Consider the following 23,668-nt stretch of genomic DNA (forward strand, 5'->3'; position numbering starts at 1 on the left):
GTTATACCTTCGGGAAAATCACGTAATATCCAATGACATCGACGGGCGGGACCGGAGCCACCCTGGCCTCGGCCTCCGACCCCAGCGCGCGGCGGAAGCGCGTATGAGCGTCGGACAGCGCTTGCGCCCGCTCTTCGGCGTAAGCGCGCAGAACCAGGTCGATCTGGCCGAGAACGTCCGGCGCCATTTCGAAATACCGCTGGGCGACCTGCGCGGGGATGTTGCCGCTTTCGCGCGCAAGCAGGCTCATGGCCTTGTCGCCGCTCAACACGGTCGAGAGGTCGCGTGCGTCCAGTGCGAGCGCTTGAGCCTCCTCCGCCAGGGAAAAGCCGGCCGTCAGCTTGCCCCGGGCCTCGATGCGATGGCGCAGGCGCAGAAGAAGCAGGAGCGTCACGTTCTCAACGCCATCGCTCTCCCAAGCGCCGCATCGCGGCAGGACCGCCGGGTCGTCTGGCCCATCTGGATCCTCGAGCGAGAATTCCAGCATCGTTTCGGCCAGAACCGCCGGGAGCGGATGAGCCCGGTGAACCGAGGCAAAGCCGGAAGGCGGCCTCGCTTCGAATGCGATGCGGATCGGCTTTTCGATTTCCAGGCCCTCCGCGAAAAAGCGCTCCTTGAGCGTTTCAGGTGTTTCGCTGAGCGAGGCCGCGAAGGCGTTCTCCCCCTTTAACTGGAGCGGCGCTGCGAGACGCTTCATCGCCCCGGCCACAAAGCGTTCGACATCTTCGAAGCCGCCGAGCGCCTGACGGGTCGCCTCCCACTCTGGCTGAACATCGCCGAGCTTCAACGTGCTCTGCGCGAAGACGGTGCGGGACTTCTTTTCCTGTTCGGAGGCATTGCGCCACGCAATCTCGATCGCCTCGGCTTCGCTGCGCGCTTGCGCAAACAGATCGAGCTGGAGCTGGCGGGACTCCTTCGCCTTCAAGAGAACCGTCGACATCAAGGCTTTGGTCAGACTGCCGCCATCGTCGGGGAGTGGAACGCGAACACCGGTTTCCCGCTCGATCGCGCGCGCCTTGCGAATGATGACCTCGAGCACGGCCCCATCGATCGGGTTGTTCTCGCCATAGAGCAGCACGGTTCGAACCGTCTTGGCTTTCTGACCAAAGCGATCCACGCGGCCTTCGCGTTGCTGATGACGCGTCGGGTTCCAGCTGAGATCGTAGTGAATGACCGAGTCGAAATGGCGCTGGAGGTTGATCCCTTCGGACAGGCAGTCGGTCGCCACGAGGATATGCTTGTCTCTCTGAGAGCCAAGCGCCTCCACCCTCTTCTCGCGGTCCTCGGAGGTGAGTTCGCCCGTCACGACGTCGATCGCGACACGGGGAAATTCCGCCTTTAGCGCTTCTCCAACCGCTTTGGCCGTCGCGATATAGCGGCAGAAGACCACCGGCTGGCAGCCTTCCTTGGTGAAGCGTTTCAAGGTCGCGACGAGGCTCTGGAATTTCGGGTCGCGGCCAAAGTTCGCCGTCAGCCCCTCCGCCTTCGAGATCAGCCCGGCCAGGCGCGGGTCATTGAGTCCGGCGCTGGGCTCCAGATCGTCCTCGGAGAATTCCTCGTCATCGAGCGCTGCGGCTGCAGCTGCTTCGACATCGCCATCCTCGACATCTGTGAGGGCGCGGTTGCGCAAGGCGCGAAGGGCTGCGGCCGGGCTCGACCCAACGCAACGCATGAGCGCGAGCATGCCCCAGAATGCCAGGCGCTGGCGTCGGTCGCCGGCCTCGCTCTCGATCACTTCCGCGCAGTATTCGATGATCTCACGAAAGAACTTCTCGTTTTCGCCGGTCAGCTGATAGGGGACTTCGGCTGAAAGCCGTTCGGGGAAAAGACCAGGCTCGCGCCAATCTGCAATATCGGCGCGGCGGCGTTGAATGAAATGATTTGCGAGCCGCTCGCGCAGACGGCGCCGCTCGTCCGGGCCCGCTTCGGCAATGCGCTCGAATTCGGGGCGGAGCAGACCGAGGAGCGCGTGAAAGGCCGCCTCGTCACCGGAGTGGGGCGTCGCGGTCAGGAGCGCCATGTGACGCTCCTCATCCTCGGCGAGGCGCTTAATGAGCTCGAAACGGCGATGCTTCGCCGCGCCCGCGCTCACTGCGGTGTGGGCCTCATCGACAATGACCATCTCCGGGCAGGCTCGGGAGAAATCATCGATGCGACGAAGGCTTTTTATGAAGTCCAGGCTGACAACCGTGAACCGGTGGGCCTCAAAGACGCTCTCCGCGCCCACAAGCTCACGCTCGAGCCTGGCCGCATGAGAGGCGGTCACGGGCGTGGCCTTGAGCGCAAATTTATCTTCAAGCTCCTCAACCCACTGATCCACAAGATGGGGCGGGCAGAGCACCGCAAAGCGCTCGATCTGGCCGCGGTCGATCATTTCGCGAAGGATGAGGCCGGCCTCGATCGTCTTGCCCACCCCGACATCGTCGGCGATGAGCAGGCGGACCGTCTCCTGCCGCAAGGCCATGATCAGCGGCGCGAGCTGATAGGCGCGCGGCTCGAAATTGAGGCGGCCCGCGCCGCGAAACGGCCCCGCGCCACGGCGCAGCGAGAGGGTCAACGCATCCTTGAGAAGCTGCGCCGCTTCGCGCCCACCTCGCCGCTCGAAATCCGGGGGCGGAAAGCTCGCGTGCGAGACAGTACTAAGTTCGAGCTCAGGGATGATGTCCTCGATGTCTTCCTCGCTGCCCGACATCGGGCGAAGACGCAGCGTTTCCCCCGCCTGGACGACCACCCACTCGCGGCCCCGGGCCCTCACGATCTCACCGGCTGAGAAGTTCTCGACGGTCATGATGCGGTCATCTCCGCGAGTCTGAAGCGAATTTGCTCGATTGCGCCTTCACGCGCCTTGGGCTCCGAGGGCAGGACTACGAGATCGAACCCTTTGGCGTCTGCGGCGGACTGGAGATGATCGGAATAGTCATCCGCTTCGACCGCGCAAAGCCGAGCCCGGCGCCAGACGAGCGCAAGCGCTTTCCCATCCAGGGCCAAAGCCTCCCGGTCCGGATCGGGCCAGCCAGCCGAGACCTGACCGCCAACGGCCACCCCGCTATCGGCCGAGACGGCCTTGGCGGCCGCCAAGCGTAGCAGGAAAGCCAGGGCGACCTGGTTCTTTCGATCTATTAGTTCATGGTCGGGCTGGTTGAAGTAGGACAGGAGGCACTCATAGCAGCCTGCCGCGCAGCGTTCGCTTGCAAGGTCGCTCAGTTCCGCCGCGCCCCTATTGGTATCGATCGAGGCGGGATCGAAGTGCATGATCTCCAAAGCGCACCGCGCGATCTCGGCAAGCTTTTCCGGTTCGCGGACTAGGCGGCCCAAAGCGCCGGCGCCGCCTTCGGAGGCCTCGTACAGCAGGAGCCCAGATCGCTCCTTCGCGGCGGGAACCGGTTCGGCAATGACCTCACCCTCATCGAGCTGGAAAACCGTCCCGATCCCCCGCAGCAACGCATGCTGCACGGTCGCGACCGCACGGCCATCCCTGTCTGCGTCCGACAAGAGGCCAAGATCGGCGAAGCGGAGCAAAAGCGCATTCTTTCGGTCCTCGACGACCGGGGCGATACGCTGGGGCTCCCGATCGGGGTTCTCGTCATCGGGCTCGCCCGGGGCCTCGCGCCATCGGCCCGTCTTGGGGTCGATCCAGAAGCCAATGGCGCTGGGGTTGGCGCGCCGCTTCAGACCCTTGTTTATCCGCCGAATGCGCGCTGAGCTGGCATAAGACCCGCTCAGCAGAACCGTGCCGTCATCCACGAAATCGACCCTGACCCGGTCCGAACTACCGTCGAATGCAAAGGTCGTGACGACCTCAAAGCCCTGCCGCTGACGCTCCTCGTCATTGGCCGTGATGCGTTCGATGGGATAGGTCGCAACATTCTCGATGCGGTATAGATCGCGAAGGAGTTCTGCGTTCGCATTCAGCGAGGCGCCGCAGGCATGACACTCCTCGGGGGCTTCGCGATCATGGAAAGCTCCGCACGAGCCGCAGGCCCAGAGCGAGTCGGTCTCGAGTTTGCCATGCTCCGCCGAAGCGGCCTCCTTGAGCATGGCACGGTCGACACGGTAAGCGCGCCCCTCATGATAGATTACGCTCTTAGGCCCGAATTCGGAAATGGCCAGAAAGCGGGGACGCTGGATGAAGCGCTGGTGGCTCTGGTCGCCGACACCCGGAACGAAGGCCATGAGGGGCAGGCGCGGGAAGTTATAGCCGGGCAGGAAACCTTCCGTCGCGAGATAGCGATAGGTGTAGAAATCCGAACCGAGCTTCTCGCTTCCGCCGAGCAGCAATTCCTGTTGGAGATAGGCGCGGCCCCATTGTGATCTGGCGCTTTTGCGATCGCGCGGCGAGGATTGATGGTCATTGATGACCCGGTCGGCTTCCGCCATCTGCTGTTTGGCTGATTTCAGAAGATTTCGCCAGCGCTCGAAGGCCTGATCAAACGTATCAGGAGCTGCTGCTATTGCTTCCTCAGCAAACGACCGGGCACCTTCGAACCATTCTGGCGGCGCATCTCCGAAATCGGCCTCCAGCAAACAGAGAAGATGCTCAGCTCTTTCGAGCGCGGCCTGGCGGACCCTCTCGCTCTTTGCGGCCTCCATCAGGTCGGGAAGCAGCGAGCGGTTTTCCGACTGCATGTCGAGACTGTCCGCGATGGATGGGCGGAGATCTATCCCGGACGCCGAAAGCCATTCGGCCCAGACATGGCTTTCGACGAGATCACGGTTCTTCAAGTCGATCGAGGGCGGCCGGACGATGCCGCTCACCATCTGGGAGCGATTGCGGAAATAATATTGGTCGTGCGGGCTCTGGGCCGCGCAGTAGCTGACGACAAGCGCGGCCTGACCGCTTCGACCGCCGCGGCCGCTGCGCTGGGCATAATTGGCCGGCGTGGGCGGGACGTTGCGCATGTAAACGACATTCATGGACGAGATGTCGACGCCCAGTTCCATCGTGGGCGAGCACACAAGGGCAGGCAGAAAACTCCGGTCCTCACGCATTTCGCGCAATTCGCCGGCCCTGTCTTCGAGCATGTCCTGGTCGTCGGGGCCGTAGCGAAAGCGCGCCTCGCGAAACTCGCGGCGTGCGCCATCGACCTGAGCGGTATGCTCGCGCGCCTCGTATCCAAACAGCGCCTTGCCGCCGGCGCGCAACTCCTCCGCGATTGCGGAATAGAGCCGCATGAAAAAGGCGTTCTCGATTTTCGCCGTCTCATGGGGTTCGCGCTGTGAGAAGATCACTGCAGAGCCCAGCATCCGCCAGCCCTCGCTGCCCAGCGGCGAGGGACAAGGCGCGACGAGGCCATAGTTTGTGCAGGCCTTCAGCAGGCACTGGATAAGCGCTTCGTAATCGTCCTTGGAAATCCGGCTTTCAAAGAAGGAGAGCCGTTTCAATGTCCGGCCCAGCAAGGATTGAGGACCGGCGCGCAGCAGCAGGGTTTCATCCCTGGCCTTGACCTCGCGGCGGCGCGGCCCGGCGAGCACCAATACGGAGGCACGAGTCAGGCGCTCTCGTTCGTCATCCAGCGCCCATGGCGGCTTGATGACCTTGCGCATCTTGCCGCTGAGCGCCTCGGTGCGCTGCTCGTCGAGCGCATCACATTCCACGGCGAGCCCGCGACGCATATGGTCGAGCAGGTGTGTGAGCACCTCGCTTCGCTGTTCCGGTGTCATGCGACGCAGGCTGGAATTGTTTTCGAATTCCTCATCGTCCGTCGCGAGCTCTTCAAGGGCGCGATAGACAGGCTTAATGAGGCCAAGCTGTTCGAGGTTCGGATTGGTGAAACGCCAGCCCCTGCGCTGATCTCCCCAGAACCGATAGGAAAGCCCTTCGCGCATGTATCTCTCGGCATCGAGAACGGCTGCGCCCTTGATGGTCGGTTCGAAGAGCCACTCGGCCCGGCGTTCCCGGTTTTGAGCTTCGAACCCCAACGCGGAAACGATGGCCTTACCGAGGTCTTCTTGGGCCAGCCCATCGCTGCCCGCATCGCGCAGGGCCGCGAGGATGGCGGAGCGAAGCAAGGTGACGAAGATGAAGTCGTTGAAGTGGCCGGCCTGCAGCGCGGCGTCCTGGCGATTATCCGTGAAGGCCAGGAGCTTGCGCGCGTTCTCTCTGACAACATGATCACCTTCATTCATCCAGCTCAGCATCGAGGCGACGAGCACGGTCGTTGCGGAGCTGCGCCCTTCCGCGCTGAGAGACGCCAGGCGGTTGATGTCACGCGTCGAGTCGGTGTGGTAGTCGCCGCATGCCGGGCAGAACTTGAACTTGCCGGGCAGAAACCAGGCCGGACTTCCCGCCATTCCGGTGGTCCCATCCGAATTGACGAGCACGCGCTCAGGCTGGGTGCGCCGATAGGTGGGCTTGAGCACGACTTCGCCCGACCGTGTTTCCTGCTGCCAGGCTTCCGGGAAATCTTCGGCCCGCCCGGAAAAGGCGAAGTTCTCCGCCGGCTCCGGCATAAGGAAGCCCCAAGTTGGGGTGGCCTTCGTCTCCTCCCTGGCGGGAAGGTCATCGATTTCACGGCTCAGGAAGATCGCCGGCTCGGCATCGTTGGCTCTCAAAGCGACCGGGTGGTGCTCTTGACCGCAATTGCGGCAAAAGTGAACCGGGTAGAGTCGGCTCCCTCCATCCCGGGGCGAGAAGACCTGTCCGTTTACCGTGACCTCGCGCTTTCCGGCCGCTTCCAGCGTGGCGTACAATCGCCCCGCCCCGGAAATGAACTGGTGAAGCTTGAAGGCAAAGAGCGGCTCGTCCGACCCGCCTTGAACGCCGCGATCCTTTTCCGACAGGCTGAAGGCGCGCAACGCATTTTCCAGCGCGGACCGGCAGGTTTCCACGGGAAGGCTCGCGTCTTCGGCCAGATGCGCGGCCGCGTCGCTGGTTGAGATTGGCCGGGCCCGTTCAGGCTTTTCGGTTTCGAGCTTCTGCAAGCCGAGCCTCGCCTCGATCCAGATCGCGAGAGGATCATCGATCAGGGCTCTGTTGGGTTTGCCAAGATAAACGCTCTCTGCCGCGCTCGCCCTGACGGCTTCCGTCAAGGCAAAGGCCTTCCCGTCTAGGAGGCGGCGGACATGGGTCACCGGTTGAAGGGTCTCGGTGACGACGCTGGAGGAGTCGATCGCGGCGCCGAATATCTTCGAGGCCACGCTTGCCACCGCAGCGTTACGTTCCGCCTCGGCAGGTCCGCTCGACATCGTCGCCGAGGTGCCCACGCAGATCGGTTCGCGACCGGCGAATGTGCGGGCCTTTAACCGCCGCATCAGAAGCGCGACATCGGCGCCTTGACGACCGCGATAGGTATGCAGCTCATCAAGCACGATGAATTTCAAGCCGGTACAGTTCTTTATGATGGTCCGATCAAGCTCGGCCTGCCGCGTCATCAAGAGCTCGAGCATCATGAAGTTGGTCAAGAGAATGTCTGGCGGGTTCGCCGCAATCTCGTTGCGCTCAGCCTCCCCCACATCGCCGGTGAGCCGCTTGTAGGTCACGCCCTTGTCGCCAAGGAATTTTTTCAGCTCTTCAAGCTGGCTGTTGGCCAGGGCGTTCATCGGATAGACCACGATCGCCTTGGTCGACGGCTTCTCTCCGGCATCCTTGGCCTTGAGCACGGCGTCCACGATCGGGATGAAGAAGCAGAGCGACTTGCCCGAACCCGTTCCCGTCGTCACGACGAAGCTGCGATGCTCCAGCGCGATCGCGACTGCATCGGCCTGGTGACGCCTAAGGGATATCGGCTTGCCATCGAAGGCGAAGATATCGGCGCAGCCCGGATGCAGCGCATCTGGCCCCGCGCCGCACAGATCGGAAAGCGAGCCGCTATCCCTGTAATGCGGGTTCAGCTGGATCAGCGGCTCGGGCCAGAATGTTTGGCCGGCATAAATTTGATCGACCCGTTCACGGATATCGGCGGCGCGAATTTGCGTGAACGATCGCGCAAAATCCTCGTAGCGGGACAGGATTTCCCGGTTCAGCGCAAATGCGTCAAAGGTCATCCTATCCCCCGCGTACCCCTATCAAACAAAGGCTACACAACCTTTGCTGGGACTGGAAAGGCCCAAATGCGGTTAGGATCAGGATCCCGCCTCAAGGCGCATTCGAACCGGTGGACAAGCGGGCAAGGCGTTCGCGCCATATATCGCGGGTGCGCTAAGAAACGGGGGTCTCCCCATTGCTGACCCTCTCCTCGACGAAGTGGAGAAAACGCCTTGCCTCGTCGATGCCGAGAAGAAGAGCGGCAGCCTCGAGGATGCGAGTGATGCGCAGGTGGTTGTGATCCTTCGGCGCCATCCAGGCATCGGTCTCGGAATAAAACTTTCTCATCCGCGCCAAGGCGCGCCTGAGATATACGGCCGCAACGCCGGACTGACATATGCCCTCGATTTCGGCCTCAGTGAGGACCGGCGCGCTCCAGTTGAAGCGGCTTGGCTGCCGATTGGGAAAGACCCACTGGATGAATTGATGGTCGCGTTCAAGCTGGTCGTTGGACGACGCCAATATCTCATCGATGGTCAGGCCGTGGCCGGGAAGGCCTTCGCCTTCGAGAAACTCCAACAAGGCTGACACGCAAGCCTCCTCATTTTGGCCGAGCGTCAGAATGGTGCCAGCCGACGTTCCCTTTTCAAGCCTTGATCGAGGCGGCTTTCAAGCGGATGCCGCTGACGCCTGTGGGTGCGCGGCCGCAAAGTCCCTTCGGGACAGCGCGCGGGAAACGCATGCGATGCGCGCGAAGTAGGCCCCGTAGGGGCCCGCGCGTAGGCACGCGCGCCTCCCCTGAAAGGGGACTTAATAGATGTCGGCAGTTTGGCCGGCTTTTTCGAAAACCGGGCGACGCCCCATGATGACCTCTGAAAACCTTCGCGCTGCGCTCGTCGAATATCGCGAGACAGAAAGCTATCGCGGTGCGCGCGACCACTCCCCGCGCTTCTCGAACGAGGCCGCCGAGGAGCGCAAGCTCGGCATTCTTCGTCGCGTCATGATCGAATACCTGGTTTTGCATCGTCCGATAGATTTCCGGGAGTGGCTGGTTGGCCTGCCCGCCCATATGAAGCGCACGGCAGACTGGGGCAATAATCTACACCGCGTGAAACCAATCCTCGCCATCATGATCCGTCACACGAGCTCAGCCCCCCGCTTAGAAAGCGTTTAAAGGGCGATTTGAGCGCCGCTGACGCGCATCTTTTGCCAATGTGACTTTACACGCACATAAACCTCTAGCGGCGCTCCAGTCCCCCTTCCTGAGGCGTTTGGGGGTGTCGCGACTTTTCTGGAGTTGATCAAGCATGTCGAATTCCACGCGTACGACCATCTTGGCCGGCCCCGAACTTCTGCCCGAAGCGAGGGCTGCATTGAAAGGCGCGACGCAGCATTATGGCGAGGCGTTTCGTAGGTTCAACGCCGAAACCGTCATCGAGATGCTGGCAGACGATGTCGTTTACGAAAGCCAGGCCTTGCTCGAGCCGATAACCGGCAAGCACGCCGTGGCGGAATACCTGCGAAAGCGGTATCGATTTTTCGCAGAGAATATGGGCGATCAGATCGAAATTATTCCAGCCGAGATTGGCCTTCCTAAAGCCGCGAAACATCCTTGCCTCATTCTCGCGCGGGGCGAGGAGAGGGATGCGCTGCTAGTGCTAACCCTGGATGGAACAGAGAAGGTTCGCCGGATTGATTTGCTGTTCGCTGCGCCAAGGCCGGAGGAGGCGCGGGTGATGGTGAAAACCTCAGCGCGGGCTCGGCAATAGGAGAGTCCACCTTCACTTGAGGGTAGAACATGGTCCCTGGTTGCTTAAGCGCCCGCGAGACCGACAAAAAGAAAGGCAAATAGGGGACCGATGATTGCTACATTTTTGGTATTCAGTGGCCTTAGCTGGCTCGCGTTTTTCATCGGAATGCCGCTCTGGGAAGGTGAAGAGATCAAGCTGCCGGCGGGTGCCGAAGGATGGTTCGGAAGCCTGATCCCGGCGGTCCTCGGAGGCACTTTCGCGACGATCCTATTGATAATGTTTGGCGTCGTAAGCGTAGAAACATCCGACTCTCCTGCATGCGATAGATGGGAATTTCGCGGCCGGGGAATGGAGTGTGTCGACTAGGCAGCGCCTGGGAGCCGTTGGTTATTTCTTCGGCAGCGGCGGTTCATTAGTCCTTTGCTGAAGGGTACGGCTTGAACGCCAATGCTTCTGTTTTCCGCCTGCAGTCACGGTTGTCACGCCCCTAAAGGGGGGGCGTGACATGACGTGACGTAGCAGATTTGGGCCTCGTCATAGTTTGCGTCACTCTGTGTCACACCCCACTCGGCGCCCCGATATTAATCGTTGACCAGACCCAGGCGCGGTCGAAGTCGATTTTTTCCTTATCCTTCAATGTCATAAGTCGGCGCCTCATTGCCTCGCGTTCTGCGCCAGACTTTCTTTCCGTGTCACGGCCTTTGTCACGCTGAAGCGAGGCATTGTCTGCCACCCTCTGTGCCTCACGGAAGGCGGAGTAAAGTGCGTCACGCGTTACAGCGTTCACTACTCCATAGCCGGACGCATCATAGTCCTGGCCCAATTTGGCAAGCGAGCTCACGATAACGTCGAGATCACCCGCCTCTTTCGCCGTCAGCGATCCTCCTTTCCGGTCTCGGCGCGAGGCGATCTTCGCCAATTCGCTTTCGCTGCGCTCAATCGCCCGGAAGCTTTCGATCGGGTCTCCGTCTTCATCGACCCCCAGCTCAACTTTCTCGGAGCCGAAGACCAGGCTCTCGAAGTCAGTTCCGTCTTTCAGGCGCTCCGGCACAACGACAACGTCGCCTTTCTTGATATCGCCATCCAGGCGCAAGGCCGTATCGGAGGCCGCCCATTTGCCGGACCAGCCCCGCGGCCTCTTCTGTGCGTCCTCACTCCAGCCTGTGTGGTCGATGCAGACAACGACCGCATTCGTTTCGGTACGCAGGCGGTTAATTGAGGCAAGCGCACGCCCGCCGGCTTCGGAACCGTTTTCGTCTCCGCCTGCCGTCGCTTGGGCCCAGGTATCGATGACGATCATGACAACGCCGAGCTTCTTGGCATGCTCGATGAGTTCGGTGACGAAGGCTTCGGAGCCGGCCTCGCTCAGGCTAAACGGTTGCTCAATCAGATATAGCTCTTTCGCAGTTCCGTGCTCGTCCTCAAGCGCTTTGATCCGGAGGCGGAAACCCCGTTGCCCTTCCAGGCAGACATAGAGCACCGGACCTCCGCGCACGCGGCGTCCATAGATACGTTCACTACGCTGCGAGACCCGGAAGGCTACGTCCGCCGTGAACAACGATTTTCCGCACCCTGCCTTCCCGTAGATAATCGTGAAATCACCCCGGTTGATAAGACCCTTGATGACATAGTCTGGTGAAGAGGGCGGGCCCAATTCTCCGGCGCTCAAGGGGAAGAGCTTCTGCCCGGCCGTCTTAGGAGTCTCTTTTTTCGAAGCTTCGGGCGCCGCCCGGGCGGATACGGCCGTTACCTCGAGCTTATCGGTATCTGGATTATGCAGCGACATGCTGGGCCTCCCCGATGAAGTCGGCGAAGTCACCCTTGGCTTTCGGCCTCATGTAGACAGCTTCGCGCCCGGCTTGAGCCCATGCCCGGCATACGACGCGGGCCGCCTCCTCCCCCCGGCCGCTCGCATCATTGTCGGCAAGAACGGTAAGATGCTCGATGCCTGTAAGCACGGGAAAGGCTTCGAGACTGCCCGCCGACCCGCAGGCCCAGACGGGTGCGAGCCCATAGAGATGCACCGCTGCGAGTGCCGTCTCGATCCCTTCGGCAAGGTGAAGGCCTTCGGCAACGTCCTCGTCAGGATAGAGGCGAATAACGCCTTTCGAGCCGAGCATGCGTTTGCCAAGCGGGGATTTGCCTCCCGCAGCGGTGAGGAAGGTCCGGTGGATGCCGGAGGGCTCGCCGGTCAGAGGATCGGTCATGACCGCGATAAGGGCCGGATGACAGCCGCCATCGGTCCAGACCTGGGGGTGGAAGCGGAGCACGCCTGTCAGATCGTGGTGCGGCAAGCTCCCGCAGCGCGCTTCCAGATAGGTCTGGGCCGGCGTTCCATAGATAGGACCGGCGGCGCGCCAGATACGGCCCGCGAGCGTCTCGTTCTTCCGCTTGTCGTTGTGCAGCGCCGAGACATCGATTGTTTCAACCGACGGCGTTGCTCTCTGCTGAGGCACGGGCCGTCCGAGGAAGGCGGCGGCCCAGCTCATGGCTTGGCGGGTCGAGCTTTGCTGGACGTGCGCGACGAGATCGAGGGCGTCACCGCCGATGGCGTGCTCGTGGCTGTAGAACCGCCCTTTCTTCGGTCCGAAGCGGACAACGGCGAGCGAGCCCTTCCGGCCGAAGCGAAGCTCTTTCCTGGAGGAAAGCGGTGAGCGCTGCAGGCCGAGCGCGGGGCAGACATCCTCGATGCGATCGGCGAGGGACAGGGAGAGCTCGCGTGCGGCGTTTACGCTTCCCATGATCAGGCCTCCGGGAGCGCGTTGAACCACGCTTCGGCGGCCGTCACGGGAACAAGCGTGCGCCGTCCGACCTTCACGGCCCGCAATTCCCCGGCCTTCAGCAGCTCGTATGTCTTGGCGCGGGAGATGCCGTAAGCCCGCACGAAGTCGGCAATGGTGAGGGCGCGGGCGGGAAGCTCACGAGATTTGTCTGTGGTCGTTTGGGGGGACATGGGTGTCTCCTGAGTGGTTTCAGATGACACCCCAGAGACACCATGGACTTGGACCCGGTCGTCCCGGTCAAAGCAGTTTTTGCAGTTCAGCTGCGCGGCGCGCTCCGCGCTGTTTTCATCAGCCCGTCGAGATAGTCATTCCACTCCGCGACCATGCGGGTGCGGCCCTCCAGATACTCCGCCGCGTTATAGGCTCCGCGCACCTTGTTGCTCTCCACATGGGCCAGCTGGCGCTCGATCCAGTCCGAATTGTAGCCCTGCTCGTTGAGGAGCGTGGAGGCGGTGGTCCGGAAGCCGTGGGAGACGTGAACCTCTTTGTAATAGCCAAGGCTTCGCAGCGCCTTGTTGAAGGTCATGTCGCTCATGGGCTGGCCAGGCTTTCTGCTCGACCCTGCGACCAGCGCGTCGTCGGCCCGCAATTCGTAAAGCTCCTCGAAGAGCGCGATGGCCTGAGCAGGCAGAGGCACGATGTGCTCCCGGCGCAGCTTCGTGCGTGAGGCCGGGATACGCCAGACGGCGGCTTTGAGATCGATCTCCTCCCACCTCGCCTCCCTGAGTTCGCCTGGCCTCACGAAGAGGCGGGCAAGCAGCAGAAGGCAATTTCGCGTGACCCGGTCGCCTTGATAGACCTCGATATCAACGAGCAGGCGGCCGAGCCTGTCCGGATCAGTGATCCCCGGATGGCCCTTCACGACAGGCGACCGAAGAGCGCCCTTTATCGGCTCGGAAATATCGGTGGCCGCTCGTCCTTGCGATACGGCGAACTGATAGATGCGGCTCGCGAGAGCGCGCGCTTCGCGCGCCATCGTGACGCGCCCGCTCTTCTCCACCTTCTTCAGGACTGCGAGAAGCTGGAGAGAATTGATCTCGCGAATGGGCAGCGCGCCCAACTCGGGAAGAAGCACGGTGAGAAGCGTGCGGTGCTTCTTGATGGTGCGCCAGGCGGCCCCTTCCGCCTCGCGCTTTTGCACGAATTCCTCGGCGAGCTTTGCGAAGGTGTCCTCGCTCGACTGTCGCGCCTCCAGACGCTCGACCCGCCGCACGAGGCTCGGATCCCTGTTCTGGGCGATAAGTTTGCGCAGGCGATCTCGCTCAGCCCTCGCCTCGGAGAGCGAGACGTCGGGATAGCTGCCGAGACCGAGCATTTTTTCCTTGCCGTGAAGCCTGTACCGGAGGCGCCAGAGTTTCTGGCCGCCCGGCTTCACGAGCAGGGTGAGGCCGCGGCCGTCTGCTTTCTTGTAGGGCTTGTCTGCAGGCTTGAAAGCCTTGACCGCAAGGTCGGTGAGGGGCATGAAGGCACTCCTTTCATACCCGCATATGTACCCACACATGATTTGGATTTCAATGGAAGTTCGTGGACGATTGCGGATGGTATATAGTCACTAAGTTATTGCTATAATGCGAGTTTATAGAACGGCACGAGATAAGGGCGGACAACGCCAGACGGCGCTCTGGAGCTCATCGCCCGCTCCATTCTTCTCCTCCTGCTACTACCACGACTATCACGCGGTCGGGCCCCGGCCTGACACGGTGCTGGCGAGCACGTCGCGCACGCGCGGCATGACGCGCCGGCTGACCGGGACGCCGTCTCCATTGTCCAGGGTGAGGCGTCCGACGCCGCTTGCTGCTCGGTCCAGCGACACGATGTGCGACATGTTGACGATGTGAGAGCGGTGCACCCGGACAAAGGTTGCCGGCAGCTTCTCCTCCAGACCGCTCAGAGTCGCGTCGTGCAGAAGCGTGCGCCCGTCCTCCAGCAGCAGTTCGACATAATCGCCCGCCCCGCGGCAATGAACGATGACCCGTGTGTCCACCAGCTCCACCCGGCCTGCCTCGGCGATCTGAAGACGCTGTGGATTGCGCGCCTGTCCGACATTGGCAAGAGCGGCCTCAAGCTGCCGGGCCCGGCCGGCCTCCTCGCGCCGGCGCTGCACCAGACCGGCCAGGAAAATGGCCTGCTGCACGAAGAGGACGAGCAGCAGCCCGGCCATAAGCTGGAAAAACGCAATGTCGAGTAGGTGCCGTGGCATAACAATGAGGAGACCGGCAAAAACGAGCAGCATCCCGGCCGGCACGTACGCGCGGCGCCGATCGCGCCGGCGCTGGACCGCGAGCGCCCCGATCGCGAACACGATTGGAAGCAAGAGGCCCAGAAACGTCTTGAGGTCGTATCCCTGAGCAAACGGGAGGACCAGCGCGGCAAGCGCGAGAGCGCCGCAGCCGACCGGCAGGTGACCACGGTCGCGCACCCGACTCCACGCAAAAAGCGCCAGCATCACGCCGGTGAGCGTGGCGAGGACTGTTATCAGAACCAGGCGGACGTCGTGAACCGGATAGGGATAGGCCCACAAGCCGCGCAAAGCTTCGAGAATGAGCTGAGCGGCGGACGCGCCCGCCGCAGCGGCCAGCGCTCCCGTCGCTGCAGACGCCAGGCCGCGGGCCGCAACAACAGCAAAATAAAGCGCCCCGATTGCCAGCGCGCCGAATATTGCCAGAGCTGGAAGATAATGAGCAGCTATCGCTCGCGTCGGATCGCGGTAGACGCCGATTGCCAGCGCGTGGATCGGAGAGTCCAGATGGATCCGGCTATGATGGCCGGACATGAACATCACGATCTCATTCTCGCCTGCGCGCAGAACGCCGGACGGCAGGTAGAAGACCGTGTCCATAAATCCGGCCACTTCGCTCGCCCGGTCAAAGCCCGGCTGCCCGTTCTGACCGACCGGCCGCCCGTTGACATAAGCGGCGCTGGCCGCCTTGCCGGAAAAGAAAAGGCCAAGCGGGCGGCCCGCCTCAATAAGCGCGGGCGGCACGGTTACCTGAAGCGTTAGCCACAGGCTGCGCTGCTGAGGGTCGACCTGCCAGAGCCGCCGGTCCTCGCATTCCGCGCGGGTCGGCGGCGCGGCCTCACCGGGCCGGGCCGGGCATACTGTGACGACCGCGTCCCACCGCACATCGACATGGAGATCCCGGCCATCACGCGCGGCGGCCTCACCACAGATCGCGGCGAAGAGAAGCGAGACCGCGAAGAAGTGTGAAATCCACGTCATCCCACTACCGTCTACCGACCGACCGGGACCGCCCGCCCGCTTGCCGGATTTCCCGTACCGCTCACCGATGGGCGCTGGAGATGCCGGCACCGCACATTCCAGCATGGCACGTTCCACACCCAGCGTGAAAAGGATGCGTACCATGAAATACATATTAGCCGGCCTGGCCGCCGCCCTACTCTCGGCCACCGCAGCAAACGCCGAATGTGGCAGTGAGCCGGTCATATTCGAGGCTCGGTCAGGCGAGCAGGTCGAGGCCTGGCGAGGACGGCTGAACGTACCGGAATATCGCGGCGATCCCGGGAGCCGAACCCTCGAACTCGGCTATATCTGTTTTCGGGCAACCGGGGAACAGCCGGGCATGCCCATCGTCTATCTGGCCGGCGGGCCGGGCGGAACAGGCACGGGAACCGCACGCGGAGACCGCTTTTCGCTCTTCATGGCGATGCGGGAGTTCGGCGATGTGATCGCCTTCGACCAACGCGGGACCGGCTTGTCGGACTCCACCGAGCCGTGCCGGTCGAGCATTGTCCTCGATCCGGCTGCCCCGATATCCGAGGACGCCTACACCCGTGCATATCTCGATGCCGTCGCAGAGTGCGCGGCACGGTGGCGCGAACAGGGGATCGATCTACGCGGCTACACGACATTGGAGAGCGTGCACGATCTCGATGCCCTGCGCGTCCATCTCGGCGCGCCGAAAATCTCGCTCTGGGGTATCTCCTACGGCAGCCACCTTGCCCTTGCCGCACTCGAGGAGATGGGGGACCGCATCGAGGCAGCGATACTGGCCAGCGCCGAGGGTCTCGATCAAACCGTGAAGCTGCCTGCCCATACCAATACGTATTTCGGACGTTTGCAGGCGGCGATCGATGCCCAGCCCGGTGCGCGCCAGCGCTACGGCAATGCGCGCGATCTGGTCATGCGCGTTCATGCCGCTCTCGATGAAGAACCGATATTGCTGACCTTGGCCAGTGAAGCGGGAGATGTGGATGTCCTGGTGCGGCGTGCGGACATGCAACAGATCGCCGGAGCGATGATCGGAGATCCGGAGAACGCCGAGACCCTGCTCGACATCTACACCGCCCTAGACGCCGGCATTCATGAGCCGCTGAAGGGTTTGATGGGCTATTTCTTCGCGCCGGGCGAACCGATCACGCTTCGCGCCATGCCGACGGCGATGGATCGGGCTTCGGGTATCAGCGCGCCGCGCTTGGAAGCCTTCCGGGCGCAGGCTGAAACCAGCCCGATCGGGGCGTATCTGAATTTTCCGATGCCGCAGATTCTGCCCGTCTTGCCGGAGCTGGATCTGGGCGAGGACTTCAGGACCGGGCCGCGCAGCGATGTACCCGTGCTCTTGTTCTCGGGCACGCTGGATGGACGAACCTATCTGGAAGGTCAGCGCGAGGCCGTCGCCGGTCTTAGCCAGCTCACCCATATCGAGGTGGAGAACGCTGGCCATAACCTTTTCATGAGTACCCCCGAGGTCGCGGAGATCATGGCGCATTTCCTGCGCTGCGAAGAGATTGACACCACACGCATCGCCGCCCGGCGCGTCCCCTTCACAACACCCTGAGCGATTACTTCCGGGCCGGAAGCAGAGTTTTCACGCTGTTGTGAAGCGCGCGCCGTGGCATTCGCCCGGATGCGGCTCCATATGCCAATCCATCACCGCCTGGCGGATTGGCGCAGCGCGGCAAGAAAGAAGACGGATTGGAAAAATGGTTCGGTTTGTGTCTCTCGCTCTCGCGGCTGCAATTTTAGCGCTTGCGACAGTCGTCGCTGCTTGCAGCGGCTCGGACGGGCTCTACATGATTGGGTGAACGGATTCGACGAGATGAATTCGTTAGATAACCAGGTCTCAATTGTGCGTCCCCCCAGCCTGCCAATGAGACCTGTCGGGTCACCGGACTCTCCTGTCCCCGTCCGGTGACCCAAAACGAACGCCCCGCGGATCCTGTCCGCGGGGCGTTCTGCATTTCGGTCCGTGCACCACCGCGCCTACCAGGGAAGGTCCTGGCCGTTGACGTGATAGAAGCGTCCGCTCATCGCCGGGTTGGCGCGCGCGATCAGATCGAGCTGGCCCTCGACACATTCCTCCACCGTCAGCAGGCCCTGATCGCCGCCCATATCGGTGCGCACCCAGCCGGGATGCAGGATGAGAACGATCACGCCCTTGTCCTTCAAGTCGACGCTGAGCGACTTCCCGACGGCGTTGAGTGCCGCCTTCGAGGCCCGATAGGCATAGCGTCCCCCTGAATCGTTGTCCGCGATCGACCCCATGCGGCTCGATTGCAGGGCCATCACCTTCAGCGCGGAGGCCGAGACCTGATCGGCAAAGGCTTCAGCGAGCGCGAGCGGCGCCATAACATTGACGCGCTGCGCATCGAGATACGCGTCGAAATCGAGATCGCCGAACCCCTGGGCCTTCGGCCCCATCACGCCGGCATTGGCAAACAGGATATCGAGCGGGCCGGTCACCTCGCGCGCCAGCTTTTTCGCGGCGTCGGGTTCGCGCGCGTCATAGCTGTGAATGACAAGCTCGCCATCGTAACCCGCCTCGCTCAGCGCCGAGAGGTCCTTGGCCCCTTTCGGATCGCGCACGGCGGTATGAACGGTCCAGCCGCGCTCGAGCAGGGAACGGGTGTGTCCGAGGCCAATTCCCCGGTTGGCGCCTGTAATCAGGGCGGTGGGCATGGTGTGGTCTCCATCAAGAATAAGTGCGCTCGCACAAACGAACCACATGCCAGGCAACGGGGTCCAGACGGGAGCGCATGGGCGTGGGGGTGGTTCAATAGAGGATTGTCATCGGCGGGATAATAGCCTGCCCCCGGCCGGATGCACCGTCTTATCCCCGCGCCGCTCACCCGGCCCATCGCAAGCCCGCTGCCCGCCAACTGATTTATCGCGCTGCAGCATCTGACGCACCGCTTGAAAGCAAAAGCGGGCGCGCTAGGCTGCGCGCCATTCGAAAACCGTGGGGCCGCTTCAGGCGGGTCCTGCCACAAAAGACTCGGAGCCAACTCCATGAATGCCGTGGTCAGCGTTGCGCACGCCTATGAGCGGGAGACCTTCCTGAAGGAAGCTCGAAAACGCTGGAAGGCGGCCTACGGCGAACCGGGCCCGGAGGCGGAAAGCTTTCTGACCCAGATCTGGAGCGACGCGCTGGCCGAGGATCTGCAACAGATCGCGCTCGACGACCTGCTCAACATGGCCGAACAGTTCTGGACGTTCGCCGGTCAGCGCCCGTCGGACAAGATCCTGGTGCGCGTCCGTCCGGCCGAAGACGTTGAGGGCAACGCGATCGGCCGCGATATCCTTGAAGTCGTCAGCCGCGACCGCCCCTTCCTCGTCGACTCGGTGATGGGCGAGATTTCGTCCATGGCGCTGGACGTGCGCGCCATGTTCCATCCGATCGTGCAGATCCGGCGCGACGAGGACGGAGACCGCGTGGAGTCGGGCGGCCGCGTGATCGCGGAATCCATGATTCAGGTCCATCTCGAACCGCTCGACGAGGCGAGCCGCGCCCAGCTGACCGACGGCGTACTCGCCACGCTGTGCGATGTGCGCGCGGCCGTCGACGACTGGACCGACATGCGCGCCCAGATGGACGAGGCCATCGATCATCTCAAAAACGCCAACACCAAGGCCCCGCGCGAGGAAGTCGACGAAGCGCTCGATTTCCTGGCTTGGCTGCGCGACAACCATTTCGCCTTCCTGGGCTGCCGGGCCTTCGAGTTCGATGTCGACGAGTCCGGCCAGCTTCGCTCACGCGAGCCCATCGTCCTGAACGAGACGGGGCGCGGCGTGCTGCGCGATCCCGATGTGCACGTTCTGCGCAAATCGGCCGAGCCGTCCCATATCAGCGAGGCGGTGGAATCCTTCCTGCGCGCGCCCTCCCCGGTCATCGTGGCCAAGGCCAATCTGAAGAGCCGCGTGCACCGGCGCGTCTACATGGATTATATCGGCGTCAAGCGCTATCGCGAGGATGGCGTCGTGCTGGGCGAGACCCGCTTTGTCGGCCTGTTCACCGCCGAAGCCTATGACCAGATGGCGCGCGACGTGCCGCTGATCCGGCGCAAGGTGCGCCGCGTTCTGGAGAAGGCCGCCAAGACGCCGGGCAGCCACTCGGCCAAGAAGCTTCAGAACATCGTGGAGAATTATCCCCGCGACGAGCTGTTCCAGACCACCGAAGAAGACCTGCTGGAAATCTCGCTGGGCATCCTGCACCTGTTCGACCGGCCGCGAACCAAGCTCTTCCTGCGCCGCGACCAGTTCGACCGCTTCGTCTCCTGCCTGCTCTTCGTGCCGCGCGAGCGCTACAGCTCGCGCGTGCGGCAACTGGCCGGAGAGGTTCTGCGCGAGGCCTTCGACGGCCGGCTGTCGGCCTTCTATCCCAATTTCGGCGACGGCCCGCTGGCCCGCGTTCACTTCATCATCGGGCTGGAGCCGTTCGAGCATCCCGAACCCGATCCGCTGGAGCTGGAGCAGGCCATCGCCGCGCTGACGCGCACCTGGGAAGACGAGCTGGAGACGGCGGCCTGGGACCACGCCGACAGCGATATCCGCAGCGCCGTCAAACGGTATATCCAGGGGTATTCGGCCGGGTATCGCGAACGCTTCGCGCCCGACGAGGCGCTCGCCGACATCGAACGCATGGAGATGGTCTCCGGCGAGATGCGCACGGCCGCGCGCGCCTATCGGCTGGCAAGCGACAGCGACACCCAGATCCGGGTCAAGCTGTACCGGCTCGGTCAGCCGGTCTCGTTGTCCTCGGTCCTGCCGGTCCTGGAAAATCTCGGCGTGCACGTCGAGGCCGAGGCCGGTTACGGCGTCAAGCGGATGGGCGCGGACGGCGAAACCGAAACGGTCTGGGTGCACGAATTCGACATGCATTCCGACTTCGGCCCGGTCACCGACGTCCAGTCGGTCGCCAGCGGCCTGGAAGATGCAATCCTGGCCGTACTGGATGGACGCGCCGAGGATGACGGGTTCAACCGCCTGATCCTGTCCATCGGCATTTCCTGGCGCGAAGCGGCCTTCCTGCGCACCTGCGCGCGCTACCGCCAGCAAACCGGTCTCGACCCGTCCCAGGTCATCCAGGAAGAGGCGCTGACGCTTTACAGCACGATCGCCCGCCACCTGCTCGAATACGCGGCGACGCGCTTCGACCCGTCGCTCGGCCTCGACATGAAGGCGCGCGAGGAGCGGGCCAAGGAGATCGCGGCCTCGGTACGCAAGGCGCTCGAGGACGTCTCCAGCCTGGATCACGACAAGGTGCTGCGCCGGATGCTGAGGCTTCTGGAAGGCACGCTGCGCACCAATTTCTACCAGCGCGGCGAGAACGGACAGCCCAAGCCCTGGATCTCGCTGAAGATCGCCAGCAAGGACCTGCGCGAGCTGCCGGAGCCCAAGCCCTATCGCGAGATCTTCGTCTGGAGCCCGCGCGTGGAAGGGGTCCATATCCGTTTCGGCCCGGTCGCGCGCGGCGGCCTGCGCTGGTCGGACCGGCGCGAGGATTTCCGCACCGAAGTGCTCGGCCTGGTCAAGGCGCAGCAGGTCAAGAATGCCGTCATCGTGCCGGTTGGCTCGAAAGGCGGTTTCTATCCCAAGCAGCTGCCGCGCGGCGGCGACCGGGAGGCCTGGCTCGCCGAGGGCAAGGAAGCTTACAAGACCTTCCTGCGCGGCCTGCTCGATATCACCGACAACATTGTCGACGACACCGTGGACCGCCCCGACGACGTCGTGTGCTGGGACGACGAGGATCCCTATCTCGTGGTGGCCGCCGACAAGGGGACGGCCACCTTCTCCGACCTGGCCAACTCGGTCGCGCAGACCGAGTACGATTTCTGGCTCGGCGATGCCTTCGCCTCGGGCGGTTCGGCCGGCTACGACCACAAGAAGATGGGGATCACCGCGAAAGGCGCGTGGGTCTCGGTCCAGCGCCATTTCCGCGAGATGGGCAAGGATATCCAGACCGAGCCCTTCACCGTGCTGGGCGTCGGCGACATGTCCGGCGACGTGTTCGGCAACGGCATGCTGCTGTCCAAACAGATCCGGCTGGTGGCGGCGTTCGACCATCGCGACATCTTCATCGACCCCAACCCGCAGGACCCCGACCGCCTGTGGGAAGAAAGAAAGCGGATGTTCGAGCTGCCGCGATCGAGCTGGCAGGACTATGACCAGACGCTGATCTCCCAGGGCGGCGGCATCTTCCCCCGCTCGGCAAAGTCGATCACGCTGACCGACGAGATTCGCAAGCTGACCGGCCTCAAGCAGAAGGCGGTCTCGCCTTCGGACCTGATTTCCGCGCTGTTGAAGATGAAGGTCGAGCTGATCTGGTTCGGCGGCATCGGAACCTATGTGAAGGCCTCCACCGAGCAGAACTGGGAAGTCGGCGACAAGGCCAATGACGCGCTGCGCATCGACGCCAAAGACATGAGGGCCGCGGTCATCGGGGAAGGCGCCAATCTGGGCGTCACCCAGGCCGCGCGCATCGAGTTCTCGCGCAAGGGTGGACGGTGCAATGCCGACTTCATCGACAACTCGGCCGGCGTCGACAGCTCCGACCACGAGGTCAACATCAAGATCCTGCTCAACCCGATCGTGCGGGACGGCAGGATGGAGCTGGCCGACCGCAATGCGCTTCTCGAGCGCATGACCGACGATGTCGCGCGCCACGTGCTCCAGCACAATTACGACCAGTCGCTGGCACTGACCATCGCGCAGGCGCACGCGAGCGAGGATGTCGACGCGCACGAGCGCATGATGGAGCGGCTGGAAAAGGCCGGGCGCCTGGACCGCAAGGTGGAAGGTCTGCCCACGCCCGAGGCCATCCGTCAGTTCAAGGATCAGTCGCTGGGTCTGGCGCGGCCGGAGATCGCGATCCTCCTGTCCTACGCCAAGCTGTCGCTGTTCGACCGCCTGGTGGCCTCGGGCGTGCCCGACGATCCCCATTTCGAGCACACGCTGGTCAGTTATTTCCCGCAGCAGCTGGAAGACTTCTCCGAAGCCATGCAGGGCCACCGGCTCAAGCGCGAGATCATCGCCACGCGCCTGACCAACGACATGGTCAATCTGGGCGGACCGACCTTCGTCCACCGGGCCATGGAATCCACGGGCGCCGAGGTCGATGCGATCGCGCGCGCCTTCGAGGCGGGGCGGCACATCTTCCGCTTCAAGGATTACATCAAGCGCATCAACGAGCTCGACAACAAGGCCCCCGCCAGTGTCCAGCTGGCCCTGTATGACGAGGTCATCCGTCTGATGCGCCGCCAGACCTACTGGCTGGCGCGCCGCGGCCGCGGGGTGGATGCGAGCCATGCTGCCAATATCGACGATGTGGTCGCGACCTATCAGCCCGGTGTGGACTCGCTGAAGACCTGGGTGGCCGATATCATCTCCGACCACGAGACCCAGGGCGTGAAAGCGCGCTACGAAACCTATGTCGAGGAGGGAGCGCCGGAGGACCTGGCGATGGACGTCGCCCGCCTGCGGCCGTTGACCTCGTCATCGGATGTGATCGACCTCGCCCTGACGCAGGACTGGCCGCTGGAAGCGGTCGCGCGGCTCTACCACGCCGTGGGCCGCCGGTTCAGCTTCGACCGGCTGCGCGGTGTCGGCTCGCAGCTCTCCTCCACCCTGCACTGGGACCGGCTGGCCATGCGCCGCCTGATCGAGGACCTGTATGCCAGCCAGCAGACCATTGTTTCGGCAATGATCGCGCATGCCCGCAAATCGGGCGGCCAGCTCTCCGCCGGGGCCGAAGCGCCCGATGGCGATTGGGCCTCGGCCGTGGTCGACGCGTGGCAGACGGAGAACGAGTCCGAGGTCGACCGGGCCGATGGCGCCGTGGAGGAGCTGACCAATTCGGGAGCCTGGACGCTGTCGAAAGTCGCCATCGCCTCCACGCAGCTGCGTGAACTGGCGGTTCAGGGGCGATGATCCAGAC

At 63.1% G+C, this 23,668-nt stretch carries 13 protein-coding genes; 4 read left to right on the top strand and 9 right to left on the bottom strand.

Annotation, left to right across the window (positions count from 1 at the left end; all coding sequences use genetic code 11):
- Position 1: 1 nt before the first annotated feature.
- The 3 genes from E5162_RS08715 to E5162_RS08725 all read right to left on the bottom strand — a co-directional run bounded on the left by E5162_RS08715 (position 2) and on the right by E5162_RS08725 (position 8,554).
- Positions 2–2,788, bottom strand: a complete 2,787-nt coding sequence (locus E5162_RS08715; RefSeq protein ID WP_135944850.1) for a DEAD/DEAH box helicase — start codon at positions 2,786–2,788, stop codon at positions 2–4.
- Positions 2,785–7,983: a DEAD/DEAH box helicase gene (locus tag E5162_RS08720; protein WP_135944851.1), complete on the bottom strand. Its 5,199-nt coding sequence runs from the start codon at positions 7,981–7,983 to the stop codon at positions 2,785–2,787. The genes E5162_RS08715 and E5162_RS08720 overlap by 4 nt, the downstream gene beginning before the upstream one ends.
- Positions 7,984–8,137: 154 nt before the next feature.
- The gene (locus E5162_RS08725) at positions 8,138–8,554 is read right to left on the bottom strand and encodes an opioid growth factor receptor-related protein (RefSeq protein WP_158291250.1); all 417 of its coding nucleotides are present in this window, start codon (positions 8,552–8,554) and stop codon (positions 8,138–8,140) included.
- A gap of 271 nt (positions 8,555–8,825) precedes the next feature.
- On the opposite strand from E5162_RS08725, the gene E5162_RS08730 reads away from it, so the two are divergent.
- Both E5162_RS08730 and E5162_RS08735 read left to right on the top strand, forming a co-directional pair.
- Positions 8,826–9,137, top strand: a complete 312-nt coding sequence (locus E5162_RS08730; RefSeq protein ID WP_135944853.1) for a hypothetical protein — start codon at positions 8,826–8,828, stop codon at positions 9,135–9,137.
- Positions 9,138–9,270: 133 nt separating this feature from the next.
- On the top strand, positions 9,271–9,732 hold the full coding sequence (locus tag E5162_RS08735; RefSeq protein ID WP_135944854.1) for a nuclear transport factor 2 family protein: 462 nt from the start codon (positions 9,271–9,273) through the stop codon (positions 9,730–9,732).
- 538 nt (positions 9,733–10,270) lie between these two features.
- Here E5162_RS08735 and E5162_RS08740 read toward each other — a convergent pair.
- The 5 genes from E5162_RS08740 to E5162_RS08760 all read right to left on the bottom strand — a co-directional run bounded on the left by E5162_RS08740 (position 10,271) and on the right by E5162_RS08760 (position 15,861).
- A complete protein-coding gene (locus E5162_RS08740) occupies positions 10,271–11,500 on the bottom strand; it encodes an AAA family ATPase (RefSeq protein ID WP_135944855.1) in 1,230 nt (409 codons plus the stop codon).
- Positions 11,487–12,455 (bottom strand): DUF7146 domain-containing protein, encoded by a 969-nt coding sequence (locus tag E5162_RS08745; protein ID WP_206751078.1) that lies wholly within the window; start codon positions 12,453–12,455, stop codon positions 11,487–11,489. Before E5162_RS08745 ends, E5162_RS08740 begins: the two co-directional genes overlap by 14 nt.
- Positions 12,456–12,457: 2 nt before the next feature.
- Positions 12,458–12,667, bottom strand: a complete 210-nt coding sequence (locus tag E5162_RS08750; protein WP_135944856.1) for a helix-turn-helix domain-containing protein — start codon at positions 12,665–12,667, stop codon at positions 12,458–12,460.
- A gap of 86 nt (positions 12,668–12,753) precedes the next feature.
- Entirely contained in the window at positions 12,754–13,959 is a 1,206-nt protein-coding gene (locus E5162_RS08755; RefSeq protein ID WP_158291251.1) for a tyrosine-type recombinase/integrase, read from the bottom strand.
- A gap of 210 nt (positions 13,960–14,169) precedes the next feature.
- On the bottom strand, positions 14,170–15,861 hold the full coding sequence (locus tag E5162_RS08760; RefSeq protein ID WP_158291252.1) for a LytR/AlgR family response regulator transcription factor: 1,692 nt from the start codon (positions 15,859–15,861) through the stop codon (positions 14,170–14,172).
- On the opposite strand from E5162_RS08760, the gene E5162_RS08765 reads away from it, so the two are divergent.
- A complete protein-coding gene (locus E5162_RS08765; RefSeq protein WP_233342075.1) occupies positions 15,860–17,293 on the top strand; it encodes an alpha/beta fold hydrolase in 1,434 nt (477 codons plus the stop codon). The genes E5162_RS08760 and E5162_RS08765 overlap by 2 nt on opposite strands.
- Before the next feature lie 425 nt (positions 17,294–17,718).
- On the opposite strand, the gene E5162_RS08770 is transcribed toward E5162_RS08765, so the two are convergent.
- Complete coding sequence (locus E5162_RS08770; RefSeq protein ID WP_135944860.1) at positions 17,719–18,414, bottom strand: SDR family oxidoreductase; 696 nt, start codon at positions 18,412–18,414, stop codon at positions 17,719–17,721.
- A gap of 330 nt (positions 18,415–18,744) precedes the next feature.
- Between E5162_RS08770 and E5162_RS08775 the strand changes: the two genes are divergently transcribed.
- Entirely contained in the window at positions 18,745–23,661 is a 4,917-nt protein-coding gene (locus E5162_RS08775; RefSeq protein ID WP_135944861.1) for an NAD-glutamate dehydrogenase, read from the top strand.
- The last annotated feature ends 7 nt before the right edge of the window (positions 23,662–23,668 follow it).

This window comes from Marinicauda pacifica, assembly GCF_004793635.1.
In the GTDB taxonomy this organism is placed as follows: domain Bacteria; phylum Pseudomonadota; class Alphaproteobacteria; order Caulobacterales; family Maricaulaceae; genus Marinicauda; species Marinicauda pacifica.